The following is a 24,631-nucleotide window of genomic DNA, read 5'->3' as shown; positions in this document are numbered from 1 at the left end:
GTATCCTAAGTTTGTCTTACAACCACTCTTGGAACTTGCGGATGTACCATTTCTTAACGAGTTGAGTCACCACGCAGTATGCCAGCAGAGTAGCAATCAGCCAAGGGAAGTAGGCGAATGGCAGCGGCTGAAGACCGATGCTGGCGCCGAATCCGCTGAAGGGCAGATAGATACCGAGCGCCATAATGATGCTGGTCAAGATGATGACAGGCGCGCTGGCCCGGCTTTGGATAAACGGTATTTTTTCGGTGCGGATCATGTGTACGATCAGTGTCTGCGAGAGCAGGCCTTCGATAAACCAGCCGGATTGGAACAGGGTCTGATGATCCACGGAATTCGCCGAGAAGACATACCACATTAAAGCATAAGTCGAAATATCGAAAATGGAGCTGATCGGGCCAATAAACACCATGAATCTGCTGACGGATTTAGCATCCCATTTTTGCGGTTTGCGCAGATATTCTTTATCCATCTTGTCCCATGGAATGGAGAGCTGCGAAACATCATAGAACAGATTTTGGATCAGCAGGTGAATGGGCAGCATTGGCAAAAACGGCAGGAAAGCGCTGGCTACCAGTACACTGAACATGTTGCCAAAGTTGGAGCTGGCCGTCATCTTAATATATTTAATCATATTGCCGAAGGTAATCCGGCCTTGAATGACACCTTGCTCCAGTACCATCAGACTCTTTTCAAGCAAAATAATATCTGCGGATTCTTTGGCAATATCGACTGCTGTATCGACAGAAATACCGACATCTGCTTCTTTCAGGGAAATGGCATCGTTGATGCCGTCACCCATGAAGCCTACGGTGTGACCATTACTTTTCAGCACACGTACAATGCGAGCCTTTTGCATAGGATTCACCTTAGCGAACACACTTGTTTTCTCGGCGATTGCACCTAATTGCTCATCCGTCATGTCATCAATAAAGCTGCCGAGCAGAATATCATTAACCTTGATGCCGACATCCTTACAGACTTTCCCGGTTACGGCAGCATTGTCGCCGGTAATTACCTTGACGTCTACGCCGCTTTCCTTTAGCGCACGGATGGCAGTTTTAGCTGTTTCTTTTGGTGGATCAAGGAAAGCCAGATATCCGACGAGCGTAAGCTCCTGCTCATCAGCGATTCCGTAAAGTTCCTCTTTAGCTTCATTTTCCTTAATCGCCACGGCAAGCACTCGCAGGCCATCTTCGTTCATCTGCTGCACTAGTGATTGTACTTCTTCAATAAGCTCTGCTGTGAGAGGGATTTTACCTTTAGTGCTATCCGAGACATGAGTACAAATGCTGAGCATCTCTTCCATTGCACCCTTGCTGATCAGAAGGTGATTATTCTTCGTTGTTTCGAGAACTACAGACATGCGCCGGCGATTGAAATCGAAGGGGATCTCGTCGACCTTACGATAGTTTTGCTCTGCGCCTAGTGTAGGTGTTAGCTCGGCATGTTCGAGAACGGCAACATCCAGCAGGTTTTTAAGTCCGGTCTGATGATAGCTGTTCAAGTAGGCGTATTCCAGCACCTTGCTGTTTTCTTGACCATGCACATCGAGGTGTTTCTCAAGAATAATTTTGTCCTGAGTTAGCGTTCCCGTCTTGTCGGTACACAGAATATCCATGGCTCCGAAGTTTTGAATCGCATTCAGACGTTTGACCACAACCTTGTTGCGAGCCATAGTTGCAGCACCCTTGGCCAGGTTACCGGCTACAACGACTGGAAGCATCTCAGGAGTCAGGCCGACGGCAACAGACAGACCGAACAGTAAAGCTTCCCACCAGTCTCCCTTGGTAAAGCCATTAACCACAAAGATTATCGGTACCATAATCAGCATGAAGCGGATCAGCACAAAAGTAATACTTTTCACACCTTTATCAAAGCTGGTAAGAGGTGATTTGCCAAGCAGCGTGCCAGCCATGGAGCCAAAATAAGTGTCGGAGCCTGTCGCTACAACCACAGCTGAAGCAGTACCACTGATGACATTGGTGCCCATGTAACACATGTTTCTTAGTTCCAGCGCATTCAGAGGTTTATTCTGCTTACGTGACTGTGAAATAGATCCACGGGGAAGGATGTCAAGCTTCTCCACTGGCATGGCTTCGCCGGTTAGGGCAGATTCACCAACATGCAGATCTTTTGAAGCAATCAGTCTTACATCTGCCGGAACCATATCACCTGCTGAAAGATGAATAATGTCGCCAGGCACTAGCAGCTCCATATTAATATCTTTCTGCTCAGATTTACGGGTTACCGTGGCGGTCGTTTTGACCATCGCTTTGAGTTTCTCGGCGGTTCGTGAGGAGCGGAATTCCTGTGTAAAGGTGATTATTGTACTAACAGTAACCATAGTAACGATGATAATAACGGCTTGAACATCATTGTCGACAAAATAGGAAAAGGCAGCGAGTGAGAGCAAAATCAATATAAACGGATTCTTGAAGCAGGCCAGCAGTTGGATGTACCAGGCAGGTGTTTTGTCATGAGCAATCTGATTTTGCCCGTATTTCTCCAGTCTGCGCTTCGCTTCATCTTCCGTAAGTCCTTGCTGATGTGTGCTGTAATCCTCCATAAGATCCTCTTGTGAGGAGATGGAAGCTTGAATGAGACGTTCTGCAATGGTTTGATTCATTTGGTCTTTGTTTTTGATGTTTTTGAACATGTGAAATTCCTCCTTGCGCAAACAGTTACGGCTTGCGTCTTGTAGCGGTATGAAATGCAAAAAAAGCTCTCCCTGATGTCAGAGAGAGCTGTGGATACACCGCTTCTTTTTACACTCACATGTCAAAAACGCATACTTAAACAAACCCGGCGGGGATACTTTTTTCGCAGGGAATGAAGCAGAGTAATGATTGGAGCGTAAAGAGAACGCGGTTCTCTCTCTGTACAAACTTTGAATTTACAACGATTATCCTACAACTCGGACTGCCATCCATGCGGTATCCCCCCTTATTTAGTCAAATGAAAAACCCTCTAGACGAACTAGAGGGTTAAAAAAACGCGCAAAAAAACAGCGTATTCCCCCTAGTCGAGTTTTGGCACTATACAACGTAAAGAGTGATAACACTCTTAGCCACATTATGAAAAGCCTTAATCCGGCAATCCCTGTTCTACCCATGGGCATCTTTCGATATTTCTGGGCAGTGGCCTATGTTCATATAGGAGCCTCACCTAACGAGGACATATTCAATTCCTCTGCAATAGTAAGCCTTGTAATGTATTAAAGTCAAGAGGTTTTTTTGAAACATTGCGCTATATATGTATGAGTTAGCAGCACCGTGTGTGATTACTATTTTGATAGTGAAATACCTATTGACAACCTGACCCTGCCAGCGTAAAATCCACCTAGTAATCTAATAGTCCTCGTTAGGCGAGGCTCCTATACAAACACAGGCTGCTGCCCGGGAACATCGAAAGATGCCTACGGGTAGAACAGGGATTGTCGGCATAAGGCTTTCCATAAGGCAGCTAAGAAATGATGGTATTTCTTTACGTTGTATAGTGCCAAAACTCAACCAGGGGGAGCCGGAATCTTTTTTGCGTGCTTACGCTTATGCAGCCCTCTAGTTGATCTAGAGGGTTTTTTATTTATGAAAGGGGGGAATATCACATGGACAGTAGCAGGTTTTCAGGAGCAGTTTATATGAATCATTACTTGGTTTTAAGAAGAAAAAAGACTGGCTGTTTACTAGCGCTGCGTTCATGTGCCCTTGGTTGGTTCGAGCTTTTCGTTTCATGGAACGAAAGGAAAGTACCGTGCTGACAGGTTTATTTGGTATGCAAATCTAGTGAATATCGTATGGCCGTTCGAAGCTCTTCTTAACTGAAGGGCTTTTTTTGTTTTCCCATAAAATAAGTACAAGAGGAAGTGAAAATCATGATGATGGAACTGGAAATGATGATGAAGCTTGGCCTGGCGCTGCTATTTGGAATGCTTATTGGTATAGACAGACAGATCAAGCACAAACAACTGGGTTTGCGGCCTAGCATGGTAATCTGTATTGCGAGCTGCCTAATCACCATTGTATCTAATCAGGCATTTAGCAAATTTGGCGGCCCGAACCATCCCAATATGGACCCGATGAGACTGGCCGCGCAGGTGGTAAGCGGTGTTGGTTTTATCGGAGCCGGCGTTATTCTTCGCAGAAGCAATGAGGTCATTTCCGGTCTGACTTCGGCAGCGTTGATCTGGTCGGCCTCAGGTTTGGGGATTGCTATTGGGGCGGGATTTTATGCAGAAGCTTTTGCAGGCGTGCTGTTGCTTATTCTTGCGGTCAATGTCATTCCCATGCTGATCAAATCCGTCGGTCCGGAAGCGCTGAGCCGGCATGATGTGGGGGTCAAAATTGTAGTCGAGCCCAACTACCGCATGACCGAATTGATCCAGATGATAGAAGGCAAGGACCAAGAGTCCTTGTCAGCAAAACGCGAATTCAAAATCCGTTATATGAAGCTGAAGGATCTCGATAATCAATGCCAACTGATTGATCTGACGCTGTCTGTGCCCGATAAGCAGTACACTACGGAAATCTATTACTTCATTAAGAAGATCGATCATGTACAAAGCGTCGAAGTAGAACAATTGTAAGCGAAAAGGAGGAATGAACATGCTCAAGCTGCATCAATACAAATTCCGTGAGGAATATACTTATTACATGCTTCAAGCGCTGAAAGAGGGCGAACGGGAAGGATTTCGCAAGGATTTTTTGAATTTGCATCCCTCAGATCAGACCGATTTCTTTCTCACCCTGGATCTTCAGAGACGTCAGCGGATCTACACGCTACTATCACCTGCTGAGTTTGGAGAAATCTTCAGTGAACTGGCGCCAGTGCGGCAAAAGAACATCATTCAGGAGCTGGATCAAACGTACGCTGTCGAGATGCTGAACGATTTGCCTTCGGATGACGCTACCGATTTCTTCGGTCTGCTGTCGCATAAACAAGCGGACTTTTTCCTTGAGCGCATGGAGAAAGAAGAAGCAGAGGACATTAAGCACCTGCTTGCCTATCCGAAAGGTTCTGCGGGTTCCTTGATGACAACCGATATCTATACAATTGACGGCGCGGATACAGTAACGAAGGTATTGAATGATTTGCGACTAATGACAAGTGATGCAGAAACGATTTATTACCTGTATGTCACGGATCATAACAAACGATTGCTGGGTGTAGTTTCCTTGCGGCAACTAATCGTTGCTTCTGCGGAGCAGTTGATTCTGGATCTTATGAGCTCCAAGCTGATCACGGCTTCCCCGGATGCACCTCGCACAGAGATAGTGGAGATAATTAAAAGATACGGTCTGCTCGCCGTTCCTGTGGTAACGCCTGACAACGTGCTTATGGGCATTGTCACATTTGATGATGTGGTATAATTTTCATATTAAACCATAATTACAGAGAAGGGGTTTTAAATGAAAATAATGATTATTGGTTCCAATGGTTCAGGTAAATCAACGTTTTCAAGAGAACTGGGAGAAATATTGCAGCTGCCTGTGTACCATTTAGATTTGTACTTTTGGAAGCCGGGATGGGTTCAGATACCAAATGAAGAGTGGGTTGACCTGATCAAAGGTCTGGTGGAACGAGAGGAATGGATCATCGATGGTTATTATGGAAGAACGCTAGATATTAGAATGCAGGCAGCGGATGTCATCGTATTATTTGATTTGTCTCCATGGATCACTACCTACAGAGTGATTAAGCGGAGGATCCAATATCATGGCAAGAGCAGGCCGGATTTGAATGAAGAATGTCCGGAGTCGATCGATTGGCAATTTATAAAATATGGCTGGAATTTCAGGAAAGAACGGCTGCCCGGAATCATGGATAAGCTTCAAAACTACTCCGATCAAACTCGAATTATTATCATAAAAACGCCTAAAGAAGCGGTAAAGGTGTTAGATGAATTTAGAAGCAAAGGTAGGGGAGCTTCAAGATGTTCACGAAATTAAAGCAATGGTTAAAATCGTCCAGTAAAACTACCAGTCCAAAGCCACAGAAATCATCCAACCCAAAAGCATCCACAAGATCAAATGCGCCAAAAACCCGGAGCATCGAAGCCTCCAGAATAGGTGAACTAGGGGAATATAAGATCAACATTCAACTGGATCAGCTGCCCAAAGACACGAAATACATTAGCGATATTATGATCCCAAATCCTAAATCTCAGACTGGATACTCGCAAATTGACCATGTGGTTATTTCACCGTACGGCCTTTTCGTCATCGAGACTAAAAATTATAATGGCGAGATTAAAGGAACCCGGTCTGACAAGTATTGGCGCGTAAGCAACAGATTCAACATGTATAACCCCTTGAGGCAGAATTATGGACACATAAAGGCTTTAGAGTTGGTCTTGCACGGATTTCCCGGGTTAACTTACATATCTATGATTTCCTTTACCATGCGCTGCCGATTTAGCATTGATCCGGAATTGCGTAAGATTGAGTCCAATGAGCTGATTGTATATGATACAGAGCTGTCCGAGTTTATTCAGCGAAAGATCAATCGGCTGCGGCTGACATCGGCTACACCCGTACTCACAACGGATCAGATTCAGAAGATTTACGATAGTATTGCTAATGCCAATATTCAAGATCCTGCATTAAGAGCAGCCCATATTGGAAAGATAAAACAGTCTCAATAATAGACTGACCAACTCATCTCAAATAAAAAAATGCCTAAAAACAACCGACCCTCATGCAGGCCTTTGTAATCACAAGGGTCTGCATGAGGGTCGAAGTTGTAGTTGGATAGGTACTCACATGAAAATAAGGAGTAATATGCCGGCTACGAAGCAGTAATATGAGAAGTATTTCAAATTCCCTTTGGCCATAATTCCCATAAACCAACGCATGGAGAAATAAGTCACAATTAGCGTAGTAATAAACGCGATTATGTAGGGAATAGCCAACGCTGAGCGGTTCGGATCATGGGCAATATCGGATACACCCAGCACCAGTCCGCCTAAACTAACAGGAATATAGAGCATGAACGAAAATCTTAATGCGGTTTCCTGCTTCATCCCTACAGCGATGGAGGAGATGACGGTTGCCCCAGAGCGGCTAATGCCCGGAATAAGAGCGACTGCTTGAGCAAGACCAACCAGAACCGCATCCCGTGCTTTTAAATCACCATCTTGTTTGCGGCCACGAAGATTACGAATTAGCCACAGTGCTACACCCGTAACGAGCAATGCGATGGAAACCGTGTGCACGGAGGAGAATATTTCCTCAATTTGATCTTTGAACAATGCGGCCACGATTACCGCTGGCAGGGTACCGATAACGACATACAAAGAAAAGAGGAAATCCGACTTGTATTCTGGTTTGCGGGTGCGAATGAATCCAAAGAATCCACCGATGAGTCTTGCAATATCTTTTCGGAAAATAAAGCAAATCGCGATCAGTGAAGCAGTGTTCGTCAAGATTTCAAATGACAATCCGTTCTGTTTTAATCCTAGTAGTTTTTGTGCGATAATCAGATGTCCACTTGAAGAAACGGGGATGGGCTCTGTTGCCCCTTGAACAATTCCTAGAAACAAGTATTTTAGCCACAGTATAATATCTTCCATTTTACCTCCCAATATATTTGTAATCTTTGTCATCATATCGTACTTGTTGGGGGGATGACAATAGAACCTTAGTGCCACATGACAGTCCATCAGCGTCAATGGAGGGAATTATGAAGATCAATAATCTCTTTTTTCACATTCATTATTGCAATTCCAGGAAAGGAAATGAACCCAATAGAACGTTTCGCAAGAAAACGAGAACCCTTAACCATCATGAGCTAATTCTAGTGACTGGAGGGAATGGGCAGATTAAAATTGGAAAAAAAGAGTTTCAGATCAAAGAAGGCATGCTCTTCTATATTGGTTCTGGAGTCTTGCAAACTATAGTGTTAGATGCTGATGATCCCTTCTGCTTTATGTCTGTACATTTCAGCTATGCTCACGTGGGCTTTGATGAAGATATCTGGACGATTGGTGATGCGAAGAGCATGCTCCCCCTGCAAGAAGGACAACATTTACAGGATTATTATCAAATTGAAGATGCTTTTAAAAAATTGGTGGAAAGCTGGAATGCGAAACTGCCGCGATATGAGTTTATGACCAAGACGCTGTTCCAGCAATTGTTAATTAATATTTATCAGAGCACCGGTAAGCATCATCAGAATTATGCGACTTCCTTGAAAGTAGAAAAAATCATTACCTTTATGCATCAAAATATAAATTCCAGGGTAACATTGGGTCAACTGTCAGATTTGGTCCAGCTATCCCCAACCTATTTATCCAGAACGTTCAAGGAAATTACCGGATATTCGATTATAGAGTTCTTTAATAAGCTGAAAATCGACAAGGCTAAAGAAATGATTCTAGAGGGTGACAGAAAGATCAGAGAGGTTGCGCAGTGTCTTGGGTTCACGGATGAATTCTATTTCAGCAGAATATTCAAAAAACTCGAAGGGATCAGTCCCTCAGAATATTACAGCAAAAAAGTCCATGTGATCTAAAATAATGCATGGTGGAAAGCCAATCCGACTGTTAATATGAGGTCATTATTGTAAAGCGGACTTTCACAATAGTTGCAGTTCAGACAGAAGGAAGGCCTATCATCATGCCAATTTGGAAAAGAAATCTGTGGGTATGCTGGTTCGGAATGTTCGTCACCGGCGTGGGGATGAGTCAGATTGCCCCGGTATTGCCGCTCTACATCAAGCATCTTGGGGTTCACAATCCCGATGCCATTGCACAATATTCCGGGCTTGCGTTCGGGATTACTTTCATTGTTTCCGCCATTTTCTCCCCGATCTGGGGGAAGGCCGCCGACAAGTTCGGGCGCAAACCGATGCTTCTGCGGGCGAGTCTCGGAATGGCGATTGTTGTGGGCTGCATGGGTTTTGCTCACCATGTCTATGTATTGATTGGACTGCGCTTATTGCAGGGAACAATAACTGGCTACAGCACCGCTTGTACGACATTAATTGCTACCCAAACTGACAAGGAGCATGCAGGCTGGGCGCTGGGTACACTTTCAACAGCCAGTATTGCAGGCTCATTGATTGGGCCGACGATCGGCGGTTTTATCGCGGAGAATTTTGGTTTGCAGGACTCTTTTTTCATAACCGGTGCTCTCATGGTTGTAGCCTTTATAACGACGGCTTTATTCGTGAAAGAATCCTTCCAGCGCGAGGACAAAGCGACGCTTGGGATGAAGGAAGTCTGGCGCGCCGTGCCTGAGAAAAGCCTAACCCTTACGTTGTTCGTGACGTTCTTTGTGTTGACGGTGGCCCTGTATTCTGTCGAGCCAATCATAACCGTGTACATCACGCATCTTTCCGGTAATGGTGCACATATCGCACTCCTGGCTGGGCTGACGTTCTCAGCCTCGGGATTGGCGAACATCGTTGCCGCCCCAAGACTTGGGAAGCTATCGGATAAGATCGGTGCCCACAAGGTGATATTGGTAGCCTTAGTTGCGGCAGGCCTGATTTTTATCCCACAGGCGTTTGTCACGACCCCCTGGCAGTTGATGGTGCTTCGTTTCTTATTGGGATTAGCCGCTGGGGGACTGGTTCCCTCCGTCAATATCCTGGTTAAGAAGATCACACCATCTGCACTGACAGGCAGAGTGTTCGGTTTTAATATGTCGGCAGGGTATTTGGGAACGTTCGGTGGTGCTGTTCTGGGGGGTCAGGTGGCAGCTTGGTTTGGTATTCATTATGTCTTTTTCGTGACCAGTTCCTTGCTCTTGATCAATGCCGTATGGGTGTATTTCAAGCTGTATCGTGTGTTAAACAAGCGAGGGAACAGAGCACAGACGGTGTAGATATGACAGGATCGTTGTCCAATTGAAGAAACGGTCCAGTAAAATGGATGAGGCTCCTGCCATGTGCAGGAGTTTTTTTATTAAAGGCTTAATTGAACCAGTTGGCAGGGGATTGTAATATTCATCCAGAATTAGTGAGGTGGGGTGAATATAACAATGAAAGATCAACAAATTGAGACGTTATGTAGTAGTTTACAGCTTGGGGAGATCGTGAATGGCCCTGTGGCGTTGTCAGGCGGGTTGATGCACCGTATGTTTGAGATTGTAACGACAACCGGGAAATATGTTATTAAAGCTTTGAACCCGGAAATCATGCGCAGACCAACGGCTATGCAGAATTATGTGAGATCAGAACACATTGCTAACGCTGCCGCCGCAGCTCAAATCCCGGGACTTCCAGCTAAACAATACCATGGAACTTCTATTCAGCAAGTGGATCAACAGTTCTACCTTGTATTTGATTGGATACCGGGCAGGAGCCTGAGGCCTGATGAAATACAAATAGGCCATTGTGAGAAAATAGGTTCCATACTGGCAGATATACATAGAACTGATTTTTCAGCGCTGAATCTCGGGGACAACAACTCAGAGGTACGGCAGTTAGTAGATTGGAAATTCTACTTGGATAAAGGACAGGAGAGTCATTCAGAATGGGTTGGCCTCCTGCTGGAAACCCTCGATAAGCTTAAAGCTTGGGATAATTTAGCCATCGAATCTGCCAAACTTCTTACGCAAAGTATGGTTGTTAGTCATGGGGATTTAGACTCCAAAAACGTGTTGTGGAACCAAGATCAACCCGTCCTGATTGATTGGGAATCAGCAGGCTATAGAAACCCTATGCAAGATTTAATTGAAACGGCTTTGTATTGGTCTGAAGATGAGCATGGGGAGGTAGATAAGCAAAGATTCTTTGCTTTTTTAAGCGGCTATAGAAGGAAGGGCGGAACACTGCAAGCCAATTGGAGCACGGTTTTAGCGAACGGTTTTTTAGGAAAATTAGACTGGCTGGAATATAGCTTGAAGCGGTCGTTATGGATAGAATGTACGGATGAAAGAGAACAGCAGTTAGGAACTGAACAGGTCTCGGGAACGATCAACGCGATTAAACGATACTCGGAAAAGATAGATGAAATTGAGCAATGGCTACAGCATCCTTAATTAGGCTTGGTCTAAGAAGAAAAAAGACACTCCTGCAAGAAGCGTCTTTTTAGTGGATCACAATTAGCTATGGGGAACAGTTTTCACCGTTAAAGTAACGTTGCCAGAACCTCCCTGTCCATTAGCTTTTACGTTAAATGTATCACCAGATCTTGAAGAATTATAAGCTCCTGAATATGTTCTGGATTTACCAGCCTGAACATTTGAGAACCATGTAACCACTTGTCCGGTTGTAATATTGTTTAAGCTGAAGTTAACACGATCCATTGTGCCTGATGAATATTCTATGTACAAATCAGGTTCACTACCTGTAAATGAAAAATCCGCACCAAGTTTAACACCCTGAGTTTCGTTAGTGTTCTTAGGTACGCCCTTTGTTCCGTTAAAAATATCAGTGCCAGTGGATGATACTAATGAAGAAGCTGTTTCTTCATTAGTATTATCACCATAAACTACACTGAAATTTGGTGATAAGGTGTAGCCATCCGGCGTAAATCTATTTTTCATAGTTATCAATAGATTTCCATATTTGTCATAAACATTTCCATTCACTACCTTATACCCTTTGTCTAAAGTGTTAGCTTGTTTTGGTTTTACGGAATTTTTGTAAATCATACCATTAGCAGAGGCGACAGCACTGATTCCTAAGGTTAATACACCAGCAAGTAAAATGACACTGATTTTTTTTAGTTTCATAAGAGTAACCTCCTAATTAAGAATTAACTTTATCAACCATTAATCTCCTCATACCGGATAGCGATCCGCTCCCCGTTTGTCTTGACCAGATTAATGCTCATTGGAGCAAGATCTGTGCTTCCACCGCTAAGCAATAAATGACTTCCGCCTTCCACTTCATATTTACGGATGTATAACCCGGAACCGATATCTTCAAAAGGGTAACCCTCGAAATCCGACCACGTTAAATGCTCTCCTTTTTGGGCCAACGTATGCAGCTTATGCAGGGAGATTACATTATCGTTGCTTGGTTCACGTTTGTGGCTATAGGTCGAAAAGATAAACATAACAGCCAAAAGTGCCGCAATCCCCAAGAGATATTTCTTGTTCATGTGAAAGAACCCCCCTTCTTTGACAAGATCTATTTCCATTATTTTACCATACTCCTTCTCAAGGGTGTTGTTTCGGTTGCGGGCTTAATCATATATAATCAGGTAGAATTATGACTATGGAACCTTTCAGGAGAATGATAGAGATGAATAAGAAGATACTGATCGTTGAAGACGATGTTCATATATCCAAAATAATCAAGATGAACCTCAATCTAGTGAACTATGCCACAACGGAGGTGTATGACGGGCTCGCAGCGCTGAACGTGCTCAAGCAGGAGAAGTTCGATCTTGTATTACTGGATGTGATGATTCCCCATCTGGACGGGTTTGAGCTGATGGAGAGAATCAAGCCTTACGGGATTCCTGTAATCTTTTTGACGGCGAAAAACTCGGTCTACGATAAAGTGAACGGTCTGAAGCTAGGTGCTGATGATTATATGGTCAAGCCCTTTGAAGCCATTGAACTACTGGCCCGTATTGAGACGGTGCTGCGCAGATATGGTCATGAAGACAGGATGATGGAGTTTCAGCACGTTCAAGTGGATCTTGATAAAAGAGAAGTAGTGATTCAAGGAGCGCCTGTGGAACTGACACCGAAGGAGTATGATCTGCTGGTGGTTCTGCTCAAGAACAAGAATATCGCGCTGACACGGGAACAATTCCTGGATAAGGTATGGGGCGGGGATTATTACGGGGAAACCCGAACGGTCGATATGCATATTAAATCGTTGCGCAAAAAGCTGAATTTACAGGAGCAGATCAAGACCATCTACAAAATCGGGTACCGGTTGGAGGACTGATGGATGAAGTTTTGGCAGAAAATATATCTGTTCTCGATTCTAGTGTTTGTCATTATTTTTAACGTCGCTTCCATTATGGTAATTGAACGTAGTCACAATAAGATGCTGGGACAAGCGATCAACGTGGCCCTAAGTCAGAATATGAGCATTCATTCCAGCGTGGATGCCATCGTGCCGATTCTGCGAATCTATGATTCGATTGATTATGAGAAGACGGTCTTAACGCGTATTGCTAATGAATTTGTGGACAAGAACAGTGATCAGGGCATTTATATGGATATTACAGATGATTCGCAGCGTACGGTGTTTAACAACTCCGATTTTCCAATGCCTGTGGAACGAAGCGAACTGAATAATCTGGATGATGACAGCATTCATTATATTTTGCGGGAGATCGATGCCCGGACGATACTATTTACCTCGAACATTACAGATATTAATCATAAAAAATATGTATTCACCTATATGAAGGATGTTACTCCGGTATATCAGGACCGCATAGATCAGTACAGCTTTTTTGCCAAGGTCGATTTGGCCGCCTGTCTTCTATTTATGGCCATTATGTTCTTCGTGAGCAGAGGACTGACAAGATCCATTGACCGCCTGAACCGCACCGCGAAAGTCATTGCCCAGGGGGATTTCTCGGAGCGTGTCACTTTGAAATCGAGGGATGAGATCGGCATTCTCGGGTCTAATTTCAATGAGATGGCCGAGGTCGTCGAAGATAAAATCAACGAGCTGGAGCGTAATAACGAGGAGAAACAACGGTTCATCAATAATTTTACACATGAGCTAAAAACACCGTTGACCTCAATTATCGGGTATGCCAATTTTTTGCGGACTACCAAATACAATGAGGAGCTGTTCGTGGACGGCCTGAATGTGATTTATTCGGAAGGGAAGCGGCTGGAGTCGCTGTCGCTGAAGCTGATGGATTTGATTTTGCTACAGAAGGAACAGTTTCAGATGGTACTTCAGGATCTCGGTGAGATTCTTACGGAGATCAAGCCGGCGCTAGAGATCATGGCTAAGGAGAAGGATGTAGAGATAGTACTGGATTGTGAAAAAGGGGAGCTGCCGCTGGAGCGCGATCTAATTAAGGTGTTGATTTTTAATCTTGTGGATAATGCTCTTAAAGCCTCTTCACCGGAACAGACAATTTCACTGCGTGCGTATTGGCAGGACAAGAGTTACATTCTTGCTGTTATTGATCAGGGTATCGGAATTGCCGATGAGGATCAGGACAAAATTTTCGAACCCTTTTACATGGCGGATAAATCCAGAACCAGAAGCAACAACGGCGCAGGTCTGGGGCTGGCGATCTGTCAAAATGTTGCAGGTATCCATGGAGCCGTCATTCGGGTGAAAAGTAATGTACAGCAAGGGACAACGGTGGAGGTTGTATTTGCGTCAAACCCTGTTGCGGAAAGCGAGTTACGACCATGAGAAAATCTATGATAATTATGCTGTATTCGACCTTACTGGTGCTGATGACAGGTTGTCAAAGCTGGTTCAACAGTATTCCCAAGGATACCGTGATGGTCAAAAAAATAGTGCAGGAGCATAAGAACACTGAGATCGAGTACGAAGGGGTTCTATCCCAGGATGCGGTGAAGACACTGAGCGTACAAGCGGTGAATAAGTTTTTAGGCAAAAAGCTGACCTTGGATCATGCGCAGTTTGAGATTATGGCAGTCGATCAGAACAAGCTGAAAGAACTGTTGAAAGAGACTAGCCATGTGCCAGGGCCGGCGGTCATGGATGGAGGCAGGGCACAGCAAACAATGCAATTCACCAGCGATATCCAGGCGATTACCGGGGGCTTGTATTATGTGACATTGACGTCATCGGAGGTTCCTGAGGATTCTTATGATATTGTATTGAATGCCAAGGATGGCGACGTGTTGAAGATTCTGCGATCTTACCGGGAAAGCAGAGCCATGCCGCGTAATTCGGAAGAAAAGGTATTCGATATTGCCGACCGTTACGTGGAAGAACACGGCAGTTATCCGTTGTCGGAGTTAACTCAGCAGCTTGATCTGACCCGTTGGGGCTCCAATGTGGAGTTGTATTATACGAGTAAAGATAACAAGACCCTGAAGTATTCTGTTGTGATTAATTTCAGCAGCAATGAAGTCGTAGGCTTCAGCAAGGATGTCATGACGCTGCTAAGTTATAATTCCAAACGGTAGAGGGATTAAACTGGAGACAATAGAGGCAGAGTAACGAAGGAAAAGTTTGAAACTGTAGGAGCGGTGGCGACCGCCTAAAAGCTTTCCAGAGGAAAGCTCTCATCGGAAGCATAGGCTGTTTCCGGATTTCTAACGCGGATCGCGGTACAATTGAAAGAAATCTGGGGACAACAGCGGCCGGAAGTTCAAACATTTTCCGTAGTTATGGCTGTACTCATTGATAATCCAGAGTTTAATCTACATAGAAGGCTGGTTCATTTGAATCAGCCTTTTTTTGCGTGCGTCCGCCCGTATTTCAAACTTTACAACTTCTATATAACTCTATCTCACTTATGATATATCGTCTCTTTATACTGTTAGAGTACCCGGCACAGGGTAGCCAAGAAGTGAGAATACAATCAAAGAATCGGAAGGAAGTCTACGTTATGAAAAAAGTCATGTTGATGATATTTACAGCGATGTTCGTATTAACCCTCTCTGCTTGCAGTACAGGCACTGAAAATCCTAAGGGGAGTGCTAATGGAAGTAACGGGGGAGCCAGTAGCACAGGAAACAGTAACGCCCCCGGTAGCGAGGTGAAGTCGGGTCAGCAGCCAACGGATCAATCGACATCCGCATCAGGTCAGACGGGAGGATTGGGCGCGCCATCCATTACGGAGAAGAAAACAGTGGTGTTCTCTACCTTTTTTCCGAGTGATTACTTTAAAGAAGCGAAGAAGAAATATGAAGCCAAGCATCCCAACATTACGATTGAGCTGAAATCGATTGAGACGGATGATACGCATTTGGAAGAGAATCTGGAGAAATTTGTGAAGACAACAGGGACTGCGATGCTCTCGGGACAAGGCCCAGACTTGATCGAGATGGATCAGCTGCCATCAGGGGACTATGTGAAGCGAAAGATGCTGGCCAATCTGGGCGACATCATGGACCACGATCCTGATTTTAAAAAAGAACAGTATTTCACCAATATCCTGGACGGGATGAAGGTTAACGGTGGGATGTATGGCTTGCCGATCGGGTTCTTTATCTATGGCCTGGTAGGCAATGAAGATGCCATTAAGAAGAGTGGCGTGACTTTTGATGACAGCAAATGGAACTGGGAGCAATTTATCACGACAGCCAAGGCGATGACTAAAGGAGCCGACAAGGACCATCAATATGCTTTGGGCAGAAGCATGCCTGAGTACATGACGACACAATTTGTGAACGAACGATATGCGGCCTTCATCAATCAGGAGCAGGGAACCGCCAATTTTGTATCCAGCGACTTTACGGGCCTGCTTCAACAGGTAAAAACATTGTTCGATGAAAATGTAGTCGGTACAGATGCACGTTTCCCGTTGTTCAACACAGCTCAAATCAACTCGCCAACTGATTACATTCGAGAGTTACGAATGAGTGAATTCATTCCTGGTGGCAATGCCTATACCTCGAAGCTTTATTTGAGTCCAAATGTGGATCCGCAGCATCCAGGTGGTTCCTTCCGGACCTACCAGACGATTGGGCTGAATGAACGCTCAGCTGTAAAAGCCGAGGCGTGGGATTTCCTAAAGTTTCTGCTCTCGGAAGAAATGCAGAGTAAACCCGACGGTACCGGATTTCCGCTGAATAAAGCTGCGTATGCGAAAAAAGCGCAAGCGCTGGTTCAAAAAGGGTCCATCCTGTCTGATCAACCGATCGGGCCAATGAAAGGCAAAAGCTTTAAAATTACGCAGCAGGATATTAATGATCTGGACAAATTCCTGAACGGGGCGACGTACCCGCTACAATTCAAGACCTCTAAGATTGATGAGATCATCACCGCAGAGGCGCAGGCTTTTTTCACCGGTCAGAAGTCGGCTGACGAAGTAGCCAAGCTCATTCAGAACAGAGTTACTACTTATCTGAATGAGTAGCTATCTGAATGAGTAGCAAGAGGAAAGGGGGAGTGACAGATGACAGGAAAGCGTGAGGGGAACAGTGGCATCATGCTGCTACGCAAAGAATGGGTCGCTGCGCTGCTTTTCCTGGCACCTAGCTTGATCGGATTTTCCGTATTTTATCTCATTCCGTTTGCCATGGGGCTGCTTTACTCCTTCCAGGATAGTACCATCGACGGTACGTTTGTAGGCTTCGACAACTATCACGCAGTGTTATCCAGTGGCTCATTCCGCAAGGCGGCCGCCAATACGCTGCTTTTTACGGGAGTAAGTGTTCCGCTCATTATTGCGCTGTCCCTATGCTTTGCGCATTTGCTCAATCGGCGCTTGTTTATCCGGAACTGGCTCCAGACTGCTTTTGTACTGCCGCTGGTGGTTCCGGTAGCCTCGATCGTGATGATGTGGCAGATCCTGTTCGATTGGAACGGAACCTTGAATGTGTGGCTGCAGCATCTGCATATGGGGCGGATCGATTGGATGAAGTCGGAGTGGTCGATGGTGGTACTGGTGGCGGTGTATATATGGAAGAACATCGGTTACAACATTATTTTGTTTCTCGCAGGCCTGCAAAGTATTCCCAAGGATTATTATGAGACTGCGGATATAGAAGGCGCGGGTAGTCTGCACAAGTGGCTGCATATTACATGGGTATATCTGACGCCAACGATGTTCTTTGTGGCCCTGATGTCGATCATTAACTCCTTCAAAGTGTTCCGGGAGACGTACCTGATTGCTGGCGATTATCCGCATGACCGTATTTATATGCTTCAGCATTATATGAATAACATGTTCATGTCACTGGATGTGCAAAAGCTGACAGCGGCAGCGACGCTTATGGTCGGCGGTATCCTCCTCTTCGTGAGTATCATGCTGATGATGGAGCGCCGCTTTCGGAGCTTTATGGAATAAGGAAGGACCGTGGGCATAATGATTTTGTTTCGCAAAGTGGTGTTGACGTTGATGATGAGCATCTTCGCACTGGCTATGCTGTTTCCAATCTTAATCACGTTTTCGAACTCTTTAATGACAGAGAGCGAAATTGACTATAACTATCATCTTATTGGGAAAATGGTCAACGTTGCAGCAGGCGAGAAGAATGGTTTCATTAACTTAAAGCTAATTCCCGACTGGGTTTCTTTGAGCCAATATGGGGAAGTGCTGGTGCATAAACCGTTATTCCTGCATATGTTCTGGAATTCTGTCTTCATAGTGCTGCCGATTATCATCGGGCAGGTAGTTGTAGCATCATTGGCAGCCTATGCCTTTGCCAAGCTCCGCTTCTGGGGAAGGGAGAAACTGTTCGTCGTGTACTTAATGACGATGCTGATGCCATTTCAGGTGACACTGGTTCCCAATTACATTATTGCGGACAAGCTGGGGCTGATGAATAGCACGGCTGCGATTATTTTACCGGGAATATTCAGTGCGTTCGGTGTATTCATGCTGAGGCAGTTCATGCTGCATATTCCGTATTCGTACCTTGAGGCAGCTAAGATGGACGGGGCCGGGCAGCTGAGGATTTTCTATTCCATCATGCTTCCGCTTATCAAGCCGGGTATGGCGGCCTTGACGGTACTACTGTTCGTGGACAACTGGAACATGGTGGAGCAGCCGTTGATCTTTTTAGAGGATGTCTTCAAGCAGCCATTGTCCTTATACTTGTCACGCATTAATGAGGGCGCCCGCGGCGTGGCATTTGCTGCATCGGTATTGTATATGACTCCTATGGTGCTGTTGTTTTTATATGCGGAGTCGTATTTTATTGAAGGTATTCAATTATCGGGCATTAAAGGGTAGTTCATTTATGGGGTGATCACATTTGGAAGTGCAATATGCAAGGCGCAAGAAAACAATTGCTGTGATCTCTGGTGTGTTCCTTGGGCTGTTGATCTTACTCACCTTGTTCAGCAATACGTTAATGTCTTTGACCTTGCCAAAGGTAGCGCTGGTCACGTTGAGCCGTGGTGATCTGAGCCATGAATTTCAGAGCACCGGCGTATTGAAATGGAAGGCGGAGACTGAAATAAGCAGTACCTCGGGCTGGAAAGTGAAGAAGGTAGCGGTCAAGAAAGGCGATGTGGTGCAAAAAGGGCAAACGCTTATCACATATGACAGCAAGGACATCAAGCAGCAGATTCAGGACGAGCAAGGCAGTCTTGCCAAAATAAAGCTGTCCACGGCCAGTTTGCAATATGCCTTAATGGAGGCTATGCAAGGCGGGGATGAAAAAACAATCAATGACGCAACGAACGCTTACAAAAGTCATGAGATCGATACCGAAACCCAGCAGCGGCGTATTCAGAAACTACAGGATAGCCTAAAGGATAATTCGATGCTGGTCGCTCCCTTTGCAGGTATAGTAACTAAAGTTAACGCACTGGAAGGTTTCCCTTCCAGCGGACCGGATGTGACGATATCTAATCAAAGTCTGGGTCTCTCATTAGAGGTATCGCTGCCTGCTCCGGCAGTTGCCCAACTCAAGTCCGGGGATGAGCTGGATGTGCAGGTGAATGACAAGGAAGCCAGGCAAGTGAAGGGGAAGATCGAGATCATTCAGGATAGTGATCCTGTGAATTCAGATTCTGGTGAAAATGCAACCGGGAATTCCATGGTACCTATGAAGAAGCTTTTGCTCTCTATTCAAGACCCTGCCGCTAAGGAAGGGGAAGCAGCTCAGGTAGATCTGACCCAAACGCTAGAGGATGTGGTGCTCATACCTAATGCGGCGATTCATGATGAAGGTGACAAGAAATATGTATTTGGCATTGAGCAGAAGGATGGGCCGCTTGGCAATGCCTTCTATGTTCGTAAAGTGTATATCACGGTTGAGGATGCTAATGGGTCGCAATCTGCCGTCACAGGCGGGCTATTTGATCAGGAATCTATCATTATAGAGAGCAGTGAACCCTTGCAGGAGGGCGACAAGATTCGCATGTAGACATCCTAGAATATCATGACAATGAAAATGAGGAATCGCAACAATGAGAAAATACACTCTTAGTATAGTTATATTGTGCCTGATTCTTCTATCTGGTTGCAGCAGGGGTCTTTCTATTAATACTCCCGCTGTTGAACCAGAGGCTGCGCTAGGCAATGCCCCCTCGATGGAGGCTTCAAGTTCGAATCATTCAGATCCTGAAGCTGATGCTTCCGTGAAAGATGGTAATCATGAGGGGGAACAGACGACAGACAGCACCGCGAAGAACATGCCGCTACTTGCGCCAGCGCCGCCCAAGCAAAAGCCAGGTCAGAAGATCATTTATCTGACTTTTGATGATGGTCCTACTATGGCAACAAAGGATATTCTGGATACGTTGCAGAATTATGATGCACAGGCGACATTTTTTATGCTGGAGCCTAAAATGAAAGAGTCACCAAGTATGGTCAAAAGAATCGTCACAGAGGGTCATAGCGCAGGGTTGCATGGTGTCACCCATGATAAATATAAGTTCTACCAGTCACCACAAACGTCAATAAATGAGATGACCCAGGCTCAACAGACACTCGAGAAGCTTACCGGCGTCCACTCCACGATCATCCGCACCCCATATGGTAGTGTCCCTTTCCTGACGGATTCGTTCCGGACAGCGCTGGACAAGCAGGGCTTCACATTATGGGATTGGAACGTAGACAGCAGCGACTGGTCGAACGGTCAATATCTCTCGACAACGATTCATCAGATTCAAAAACAGATCTCGGCCGGAATCATCCCAATTGTGCTCATGCATGACAAGCCGGAGACAGCCAAGCATTTGCCCGCGCTGCTTAAGTTCTTATCTCAGAACGGATTTATGACGAAGACGATTGGATCAGACACCCAGCCGTACAGCTTCAACTGCTATAATCGCTGCCATCCTGTCAATCCCGTGAAGAAACCGCAGATGGCCGAGAATGAGCAGACTCCAATCTGGAAAGAGAGTTTGACAAGATGAGCAAACAAATGGGTCTTATAATTTGCAGTATGTTATTACTAGTGATTTTGTCTGCTTGTAGTAGCAGTAATCACACAGAATCCAGTGGAACAAATATAGGTAGAGGTAGTAACACCGGGGCACCGGTCAGTTCAGAAATGATGGATACCAAGAGAATCACCGACATCGGGCAGACCGTTAACAAACCAGGGAAAGTATATAAAGTGGTAATTGACCCGGGCCATGGCGGCGAAGATCCGGGCGCTACTGCTGTTAATGGTCACTTTGAGAAGGAGTTCACGTTAAGCATGTCTAAGGCCATTGCTAATGTACTGGAGCAAGACCCGGAAATACAGGTCGAGTTGACCCGAACGGATGATACATTTATATCCACTCAGGAGCTGTACAGGCCTAAGTTGGCTAATGAGCTGAACGCCGATCTGTTCATCTCGATTCACGGCAATACCTTCGATGATTCTACGGTGTCTGGCACGGAATCCTTCTATTATCATGACGAATCTCTAGCATTTGCTGAAGTCATTCACAAGCATGTTGCACAGGCCACGGGCTTCAAGGATCGCGGGGTCAAGAAAGCAAGCTATTTTGTGCTAAGAGAAACGCATATGCCTGCAGCACTATTAGAGCTGGGATATTTGACAAACCCGGAGAATGAGGGAATGATGTGGACCGCTGCCTTCCAGCAATCGGTTGCTGCTGCTATTCATGCAGGGATCAGGGAATATTTGCAGCTGGATTGATACGGGATAAGGAATATGGTGATGAAGAGCGGTTGGTACAAATCATGATTAACCTGCTGCATATTCACCCCACAAGAATTCGAAGCAAAAAAGAAGCAAATTCTTGGTTTATAGAAATCTTTTTAGCGAGAAGGTATCTTTGTAGATCACAAAGGTGCCTTTTTTTGATTTAAGTGGAAAGACCTCTAAAGAGTATTTGTGTATTTCTTCATATTATAATAACGTTACCTGGCATTAAAATGGAAATAAATTGAATAAAGGGAGGGAGAGCTGTGTTTCATCCATGGAGTCTTGTGATACCGCTGCTGATATTATTGCCCAATCTTCTGTTCTTTAAATTTGAGCCACGAAACATGCCCAGTGAAAAGAATTCAAACCTGTTTTTTACGATAGCAGAAGGGATTGGTAGGTTTGGGGTGATCTTAGTCCCTCTATTTTTCACAATACATCTTCAAGAAACTTATGAAATCATTGCATTGATGGGGATGATATTGTCCCTTTTACTGTACTATTTTGGGTGGGGGAGGTACTTTAGAAATGACAGAGAGTATAAGCTGCTCTATTCGCCAATACTGGGTATTCTTGTACCGTTAGCGATTAGTCCAATCGTTTATTTTCTATGCGCTTCCGTGGTTCTGCACTCTGTATATATGCTGATCTTCAGTGTTATTATGGCGGTAGGGCATATTCCGAGTAGTATCCGGGAGTGGGAGCGGAGTGGAATTATGTAAGCGAGCCCTTAGAATGACTATTAGGGCTCAAGGAATAGTCAAGCTTCAAATCCGGTGTTCTCTACGACGCATCACTTTACCGGCTGCGCTGTTTTCACCTCAGGAACTGGACAGAAGCCTTGGTTGGTCACACATAACTCTTCAGTGAATTGAGGTTGGAGCTTGGAGATTTCTGCGAAATAGCTGCTGATAATATGGTTTTCCCCCACGGAACCGTTCTGGAAAGACAACGAGTCTAGAGTCTGAACATGCTGGTAGTAATACTTTCTTTCCTGCTTGGGCAGCTTGAAGACGGTAGGTGGGGCGTAAGTAACGACATCGAAGAGATTGGCATAGCGGGAGCTTTTTCGCACATATTGCGTAAAAGCCTTCACGAACTCAGGATCACCTACACGGGGAGACCCGTATGTAAACAGGTTGGGGCTGGTGTGATTCGTGTTAGCTGCAACATCTATAACACACAACGTCGCTAGTGCTCCACCGAGGCTGTGGCCGGTAATGTATAATATCTTTTCTGGTGACAGCCTACCCAGGGTAGAGAGAATCCCCTCGCGGGCCGAAGAATAGATGTTAGTGAAGCCGCGATGTGTCAGACAGTCTTCCTTAATGAAATCGGGCTTTATTTGCATGGCCATGGCATTTGAAATCCAATTGGTCGTCGAAATGGTGCCACGAAAGGCAACAATAATCTCTTGCGCCGACTCCAGAATAAACCCGAAACGTTCCCAGGCATTGCTGATAGACTTCGCCTGAATCGTATCCACGACCGTGTAATTCAATGGAACGACGAAGGAACCGTCCGGATTAGTGTACTGGGCATAGGCCTGTTCGCAGATTGCAGCCAGAAAGATCGCCCATTGCTCCTGAATATTCATGTAACCCATCAGCTTCCCACCTTTCTTTCCTACACTATATTAGCGGGATGAAAGATAGGTGCCTATGTTGATTCCATTAAATGTTTTTGCTTCCACAGGGCAGCCTCAAGGCTGTCTTTTTTAGTATGGAAAAATGGGGGGCTAAGCGGATGTAATGCTACATCGAGGTCGGTCTGATCCTTCCTTGGTCCATCTCCAGATGGAGTAGTGAAATCAATCTGTGGATGGACTTTAAGCTAGTAGCATTCCGTTACAATCAGTGCATAGCTTGTCGTTGTTCAGTTTAGAATTTCTTAAATTCAACATAATGATGAAGAGAAGGGTAGAAAGGAAGATGAAGTGAATGAAACGAGTAAAAAAGCTACTATTGATTCTACTTTCCATAGTTTGTGTACTGCTGCTCGGCGGAGTTATTTATGCGGCAACGCCGCTTTCATCCTGCCAATTTAATGATCATGTGGTCTCCGACGTATCCTCTGAGGGTGTGGGGGGAACCGGATCGACAACCGGGAATCGGTTAATGAACGAACATGTCCAGTATGTAGAGGCCAGTGATCATGTGCGGTTAGCCTATCGCAAATATGCCCCGGTTAAACCGGAGGCGGTAGTGATTTTTTACCATGGATCAGGAGCTAACAGTGCGGCAGGTTATGAACCGATCGGAGAAGGACTTAGTACGAAGTATGGAGTAGCGGCTTATTTGCCAGATATCCGGGGACATGGACTGTCCGGGGGGCCAAGAGGGGATACGCCTAGTCTACAGCAGGTATACGATGATGTGAGTCTGCTGATTAATAACGCACATAAAGAATTTCCCGGAGTGCCTGTCTACTTAGGTGGTCACTCTGCTGGTGCAGGATTAATCATCAACTACATTAATTCTCCTGAACACCAGTCGGTGAACGGCTATGTGTTTGTTGCGCCAGACTTTGGACTGCGATCGAAGACAACATATGAGGGGAATGGTAACTTCGCAACGGTATGTACTAAAGCTTATATTGTTAATGGGCTTACAGGTGGATTGTTTAAGGGACATGCTGTAGGGGTGCGCTACAACTACTCTGAAGAGCAATTGAAATCAGACATTGGACTGGTGCAAAATAACACCGTGAATATGTCACTGGCATTGAATCCTCGCCATCCTTCGGAAGAGGTCGCGGCAATTGACAAGCCTTTCGGTTTGTGGGTTGGGGCAGACGATGAGATTATGAATCCGCAGAAGATTGTTGATTTTGCAGGCAATGCCAAGCAGGTGAAGGACCAGTCGTCAACGCAGATTGTGCCCGGCGAAAAACATTTGACCATCCTGAATGATACGGCAGATCTGATAGGCCCTTGGGTGCTTAAAGAACACTAAAGATTATGGAAAAGCGAACCGTAAGCGTGTTGT

The 24,631-nt window shown here is 45.3% G+C and carries 23 protein-coding genes and 2 riboswitches; of the genes, 18 read left to right on the top strand and 5 right to left on the bottom strand.

Annotated features, from left to right (window positions below; translation table 11 throughout):
* Positions 1-16: 16 nt before the first annotated feature.
* A complete protein-coding gene (gene mgtA / locus ACFRAM_RS03290) occupies positions 17-2,659 on the bottom strand; it encodes a magnesium-translocating P-type ATPase (protein ID WP_379464507.1) in 2,643 nt (880 codons plus the stop codon).
* A 351-nt stretch (positions 2,660-3,010) separates the two neighbouring features.
* A riboswitch (M-box (ykoK) riboswitch) is annotated at positions 3,011-3,183 on the bottom strand.
* Positions 3,184-3,352: 169 nt separating this feature from the next.
* A riboswitch (M-box (ykoK) riboswitch) is annotated at positions 3,353-3,527 on the top strand.
* A 347-nt stretch (positions 3,528-3,874) separates the two neighbouring features.
* On the opposite strand from mgtA, the gene ACFRAM_RS03285 reads away from it, so the two are divergent.
* Genes ACFRAM_RS03285 through ACFRAM_RS03270 form a run of 4 tightly spaced genes read left to right on the top strand, consistent with a single transcriptional unit; the run spans position 3,875 to position 6,643 of the window.
* Positions 3,875-4,585: an MgtC/SapB family protein gene (locus ACFRAM_RS03285; RefSeq protein ID WP_379464506.1), complete on the top strand. Its 711-nt coding sequence runs from the start codon at positions 3,875-3,877 to the stop codon at positions 4,583-4,585.
* Between the two features lie 19 nt (positions 4,586-4,604).
* Positions 4,605-5,369 carry a magnesium transporter gene (locus tag ACFRAM_RS03280; protein ID WP_379464505.1) on the top strand — a complete coding sequence of 255 codons (765 nt, stop codon included), beginning with the start codon at positions 4,605-4,607 and terminating at the stop codon, positions 5,367-5,369.
* A gap of 39 nt (positions 5,370-5,408) precedes the next feature.
* Entirely contained in the window at positions 5,409-5,948 is a 540-nt protein-coding gene (locus ACFRAM_RS03275; protein WP_379464504.1) for a DNA topology modulation protein, read from the top strand.
* Positions 5,933-6,643 carry a nuclease-related domain-containing protein gene (locus ACFRAM_RS03270; protein ID WP_379464503.1) on the top strand — a complete coding sequence of 237 codons (711 nt, stop codon included), beginning with the start codon at positions 5,933-5,935 and terminating at the stop codon, positions 6,641-6,643. The genes ACFRAM_RS03275 and ACFRAM_RS03270 overlap by 16 nt, the downstream gene beginning before the upstream one ends.
* 114 nt (positions 6,644-6,757) lie before the next feature.
* Here ACFRAM_RS03270 and ACFRAM_RS03265 read toward each other — a convergent pair whose 3' ends face one another.
* Positions 6,758-7,570, bottom strand: coding sequence for an undecaprenyl-diphosphate phosphatase (locus ACFRAM_RS03265; protein WP_066362560.1), 813 nt, complete (start codon positions 7,568-7,570; stop codon positions 6,758-6,760).
* Positions 7,571-7,680: 110 nt separating this feature from the next.
* On the opposite strand from ACFRAM_RS03265, the gene ACFRAM_RS03260 reads away from it, so the two are divergent.
* From ACFRAM_RS03260 to ACFRAM_RS03250, 3 genes are all read left to right on the top strand, one after another.
* Positions 7,681-8,511, top strand: coding sequence for an AraC family transcriptional regulator (locus ACFRAM_RS03260; protein WP_379464502.1), 831 nt, complete (start codon positions 7,681-7,683; stop codon positions 8,509-8,511).
* A 104-nt stretch (positions 8,512-8,615) separates the two neighbouring features.
* Positions 8,616-9,827 (top strand): multidrug efflux MFS transporter, encoded by a 1,212-nt coding sequence (locus ACFRAM_RS03255; protein WP_379464501.1) that lies wholly within the window; start codon positions 8,616-8,618, stop codon positions 9,825-9,827.
* A gap of 156 nt (positions 9,828-9,983) precedes the next feature.
* The gene (locus ACFRAM_RS03250) at positions 9,984-10,985 is read left to right on the top strand and encodes a phosphotransferase (protein WP_379464500.1); all 1,002 of its coding nucleotides are present in this window, start codon (positions 9,984-9,986) and stop codon (positions 10,983-10,985) included.
* A gap of 63 nt (positions 10,986-11,048) precedes the next feature.
* On the opposite strand, the gene ACFRAM_RS03245 is transcribed toward ACFRAM_RS03250, so the two are convergent.
* Together ACFRAM_RS03245 and ACFRAM_RS03240 are read right to left on the bottom strand one after the other, a co-directional pair.
* Entirely contained in the window at positions 11,049-11,681 is a 633-nt protein-coding gene (locus ACFRAM_RS03245; protein WP_379464499.1) for a hypothetical protein, read from the bottom strand.
* A 32-nt stretch (positions 11,682-11,713) separates the two neighbouring features.
* Entirely contained in the window at positions 11,714-12,052 is a 339-nt protein-coding gene (locus ACFRAM_RS03240; RefSeq protein ID WP_379464498.1) for a hypothetical protein, read from the bottom strand.
* A 143-nt stretch (positions 12,053-12,195) separates the two neighbouring features.
* Between ACFRAM_RS03240 and ACFRAM_RS03235 the strand changes: the two genes are divergently transcribed.
* From ACFRAM_RS03235 to ACFRAM_RS03190, 10 genes are all read left to right on the top strand, one after another.
* On the top strand, positions 12,196-12,852 hold the full coding sequence (locus ACFRAM_RS03235; RefSeq protein WP_379464497.1) for a response regulator transcription factor: 657 nt from the start codon (positions 12,196-12,198) through the stop codon (positions 12,850-12,852).
* Between the two features lie 3 nt (positions 12,853-12,855).
* Positions 12,856-14,298: a sensor histidine kinase gene (locus tag ACFRAM_RS03230; protein ID WP_379464496.1), complete on the top strand. Its 1,443-nt coding sequence runs from the start codon at positions 12,856-12,858 to the stop codon at positions 14,296-14,298.
* An 8-nt stretch (positions 14,299-14,306) separates the two neighbouring features.
* Positions 14,307-15,044, top strand: coding sequence for a hypothetical protein (locus tag ACFRAM_RS03225; protein WP_379464495.1), 738 nt, complete (start codon positions 14,307-14,309; stop codon positions 15,042-15,044).
* Between the two features lie 425 nt (positions 15,045-15,469).
* Positions 15,470-16,942, top strand: a complete 1,473-nt coding sequence (locus ACFRAM_RS03220; protein WP_379464494.1) for an ABC transporter substrate-binding protein — start codon at positions 15,470-15,472, stop codon at positions 16,940-16,942.
* Between the two features lie 39 nt (positions 16,943-16,981).
* Positions 16,982-17,875 (top strand): carbohydrate ABC transporter permease, encoded by an 894-nt coding sequence (locus ACFRAM_RS03215; protein WP_379464493.1) that lies wholly within the window; start codon positions 16,982-16,984, stop codon positions 17,873-17,875.
* 18 nt (positions 17,876-17,893) lie between these two features.
* Positions 17,894-18,763, top strand: coding sequence for a carbohydrate ABC transporter permease (locus ACFRAM_RS03210; RefSeq protein WP_379464749.1), 870 nt, complete (start codon positions 17,894-17,896; stop codon positions 18,761-18,763).
* A 28-nt stretch (positions 18,764-18,791) separates the two neighbouring features.
* On the top strand, positions 18,792-19,904 hold the full coding sequence (locus ACFRAM_RS03205) for an efflux RND transporter periplasmic adaptor subunit (RefSeq protein ID WP_379464748.1): 1,113 nt from the start codon (positions 18,792-18,794) through the stop codon (positions 19,902-19,904).
* Between the two features lie 43 nt (positions 19,905-19,947).
* On the top strand, positions 19,948-20,898 hold the full coding sequence (locus ACFRAM_RS03200) for a polysaccharide deacetylase family protein (protein ID WP_379464492.1): 951 nt from the start codon (positions 19,948-19,950) through the stop codon (positions 20,896-20,898).
* Positions 20,895-21,635: an N-acetylmuramoyl-L-alanine amidase family protein gene (locus ACFRAM_RS03195; RefSeq protein ID WP_379464491.1), complete on the top strand. Its 741-nt coding sequence runs from the start codon at positions 20,895-20,897 to the stop codon at positions 21,633-21,635. Before ACFRAM_RS03200 ends, ACFRAM_RS03195 begins: the two co-directional genes overlap by 4 nt.
* 272 nt (positions 21,636-21,907) lie before the next feature.
* On the top strand, positions 21,908-22,366 hold the full coding sequence (locus ACFRAM_RS03190; protein ID WP_379464490.1) for a hypothetical protein: 459 nt from the start codon (positions 21,908-21,910) through the stop codon (positions 22,364-22,366).
* A gap of 71 nt (positions 22,367-22,437) precedes the next feature.
* On the opposite strand, the gene ACFRAM_RS03185 is transcribed toward ACFRAM_RS03190, so the two are convergent.
* Positions 22,438-23,250, bottom strand: a complete 813-nt coding sequence (locus ACFRAM_RS03185) for a lipase family protein (protein WP_379464489.1) — start codon at positions 23,248-23,250, stop codon at positions 22,438-22,440.
* A 334-nt stretch (positions 23,251-23,584) separates the two neighbouring features.
* Between ACFRAM_RS03185 and ACFRAM_RS03180 the strand changes: the two genes are divergently transcribed.
* Entirely contained in the window at positions 23,585-24,598 is a 1,014-nt protein-coding gene (locus ACFRAM_RS03180) for an alpha/beta fold hydrolase (RefSeq protein WP_379464488.1), read from the top strand.
* Positions 24,599-24,631: the final 33 nt, after the last annotated feature.

It is taken from the genome of Paenibacillus sp. NPDC056722 (assembly GCF_042790635.1).
Taxonomy (GTDB): Bacteria; Bacillota; Bacilli; order Paenibacillales; family Paenibacillaceae; genus Paenibacillus_AQ; species Paenibacillus_AQ agri.
Note: the sequence above shows the minus strand (reverse complement) of the source record. Positions and strands in the feature narration are given on the sequence as shown.

Coding starts and splice junctions, on each gene's coding strand:
- ACFRAM_RS03235 (WP_379464497.1), top strand. CDS start 12,196: ATGAATAAGAAGATACTGATCGTTGAAGACGATGTTCATATATCCAAA.
- ACFRAM_RS03210 (WP_379464749.1), top strand. CDS start 17,894: ATGATTTTGTTTCGCAAAGTGGTGTTGACGTTGATGATGAGCATCTTC.
- ACFRAM_RS03260 (WP_379464502.1), top strand. CDS start 7,681: ATGAAGATCAATAATCTCTTTTTTCACATTCATTATTGCAATTCCAGG.
- ACFRAM_RS03215 (WP_379464493.1), top strand. CDS start 16,982: ATGACAGGAAAGCGTGAGGGGAACAGTGGCATCATGCTGCTACGCAAA.
- ACFRAM_RS03200 (WP_379464492.1), top strand. CDS start 19,948: ATGAGAAAATACACTCTTAGTATAGTTATATTGTGCCTGATTCTTCTA.
- ACFRAM_RS03195 (WP_379464491.1), top strand. CDS start 20,895: ATGAGCAAACAAATGGGTCTTATAATTTGCAGTATGTTATTACTAGTG.
- ACFRAM_RS03245 (WP_379464499.1), bottom strand. CDS start 11,681: ATGAAACTAAAAAAAATCAGTGTCATTTTACTTGCTGGTGTATTAACC.
- ACFRAM_RS03255 (WP_379464501.1), top strand. CDS start 8,616: ATGCCAATTTGGAAAAGAAATCTGTGGGTATGCTGGTTCGGAATGTTC.
- ACFRAM_RS03250 (WP_379464500.1), top strand. CDS start 9,984: ATGAAAGATCAACAAATTGAGACGTTATGTAGTAGTTTACAGCTTGGG.
- ACFRAM_RS03270 (WP_379464503.1), top strand. CDS start 5,933: ATGTTCACGAAATTAAAGCAATGGTTAAAATCGTCCAGTAAAACTACC.
- ACFRAM_RS03220 (WP_379464494.1), top strand. CDS start 15,470: ATGAAAAAAGTCATGTTGATGATATTTACAGCGATGTTCGTATTAACC.
- mgtA (WP_379464507.1), bottom strand. CDS start 2,659: ATGTTCAAAAACATCAAAAACAAAGACCAAATGAATCAAACCATTGCA.
- ACFRAM_RS03240 (WP_379464498.1), bottom strand. CDS start 12,052: ATGAACAAGAAATATCTCTTGGGGATTGCGGCACTTTTGGCTGTTATG.
- ACFRAM_RS03285 (WP_379464506.1), top strand. CDS start 3,875: ATGATGATGGAACTGGAAATGATGATGAAGCTTGGCCTGGCGCTGCTA.
- ACFRAM_RS03280 (WP_379464505.1), top strand. CDS start 4,605: ATGCTCAAGCTGCATCAATACAAATTCCGTGAGGAATATACTTATTAC.
- ACFRAM_RS03275 (WP_379464504.1), top strand. CDS start 5,409: ATGAAAATAATGATTATTGGTTCCAATGGTTCAGGTAAATCAACGTTT.
- ACFRAM_RS03230 (WP_379464496.1), top strand. CDS start 12,856: ATGAAGTTTTGGCAGAAAATATATCTGTTCTCGATTCTAGTGTTTGTC.
- ACFRAM_RS03185 (WP_379464489.1), bottom strand. CDS start 23,250: ATGGGTTACATGAATATTCAGGAGCAATGGGCGATCTTTCTGGCTGCA.
- ACFRAM_RS03265 (WP_066362560.1), bottom strand. CDS start 7,570: ATGGAAGATATTATACTGTGGCTAAAATACTTGTTTCTAGGAATTGTT.
- ACFRAM_RS03225 (WP_379464495.1), top strand. CDS start 14,307: ATGATAATTATGCTGTATTCGACCTTACTGGTGCTGATGACAGGTTGT.
- ACFRAM_RS03180 (WP_379464488.1), top strand. CDS start 23,585: ATGAAACGAGTAAAAAAGCTACTATTGATTCTACTTTCCATAGTTTGT.